2 protein-coding genes are annotated in these 1,228 nt (G+C 49.6%); both read right to left on the bottom strand.

Annotated features, from left to right (window positions below; translation table 11 throughout):
• Positions 1 to 98: 98 nt before the first annotated feature.
• Complete coding sequence (locus tag ACQKE4_RS20745; protein ID WP_427390113.1) at positions 99 to 782, bottom strand: mobilization protein; 684 nt, start codon at positions 780 to 782, stop codon at positions 99 to 101.
• 130 nt (positions 783 to 912) lie between these two features.
• The gene (locus ACQKE4_RS20740; protein ID WP_427390112.1) at positions 913 to 1,146 is read right to left on the bottom strand and encodes a hypothetical protein; all 234 of its coding nucleotides are present in this window, start codon (positions 1,144 to 1,146) and stop codon (positions 913 to 915) included.
• Positions 1,147 to 1,228 lie beyond the last annotated feature (82 nt).

Raw genomic sequence — 1,228 nt, 5'->3', positions numbered from 1 at the left:
CTTGCGAAAGCCAACTTGCACGGGGCGAATGATCAAAAAGTGCTCGCTGGCGGTGATAGGGAAAGTGTCGGCGCCGGCTTCACGGATTCAGGCTACATTTAAGAAAGAAATCCAAACTGGTGATACGCATTACGCAGCCAGACCCTCATACGCTGACGTTCAGCAATATTCATGATAGTGCGATCATTAGCGACCGCCCAAAAACTAGCGTTGTTGAAGTCAATTTTTTGGGTCAGCTTGGCATGCAGTTTTGGCAGCTCAATTAGCGTTGCCCCCTGCACTTTTGATTGCTGAAAGGCATCAGACTGTTGGAATCGTGAAAAACTTTCACCACGCCCGTAGTTCTGAACCACCACTACCTCTACTGGTTGAGCTTGATAACGCTCTAACACTTGGGAAAGCAGCGCGACGGAATCAGCGCCGTCATCCATTACGTGCCACCACAGCACTTGCATACCCATTTCACTGAGCAGGCCAAATACGTCCGTTTCTTCAATCCAGTGATTCATGCGCAGGGCAGACTGCGCAGCAAGATCAATGATCAAATCTCGCCCTGGATCGGCTTCAATCGCTGTCAGCATGCCATCCAGACTTTCGTCATCACCAATCACTACCGGAGAAGCATACGCCTGATAAAAACGCGAAAACGTGCCATGGGAAGCGTCACAATCAAAGCCTATAAACGCCTTTTCGTGGTCAATGTAGTATTGAGCCAATACCCGGGCAGTCATCGATTTACCCACGCCGCCCTTCTCACCGCCAATAAAGTGAACCTTGCCCATTCCTGCCACTCCCCAATGGAAACCCTAAACGATAGTGGAAACCGCAAAACTTCAGGAAAGGTAGCAAGAAATGGCAGTGACGTCTCATACTATATAAGCTCTAACACCCCAAACTTACCCACATGAAACACTAGCCTTTGGTAATAGCTTGAAAGGTGTTGCGCGTTGCAGGCTGGCGTTCAACGTCCAAAATGCTTCCGCCGAGCGCCGCTAACTCTTGGCTGAATTCAATAAGCTTTTTCAACTGCACCTTATCGAACCCGCGTTTACGCTGGGGCTTTTTAAGTATGACGCTGACGCCGCTAATCAGATGTTCAGTTTGTAGAAAAGAGTCTGCTGGGGGCATTTCACCGTAAGCGTTCATTCTAAGACGTCCTGCCGCCCGGCTGACATTCGCCCTACAGTAACCTCACATTTGCCCACACGAGGTTACCCCCATGAGAAAG

Source organism: Halomonas sp. NPDC076908, from assembly GCF_050269715.1.
Taxonomy (GTDB): domain Bacteria; phylum Pseudomonadota; class Gammaproteobacteria; order Pseudomonadales; family Halomonadaceae; genus Vreelandella.
Note: the sequence above shows the minus strand (reverse complement) of the source record. Positions and strands in the feature narration are given on the sequence as shown.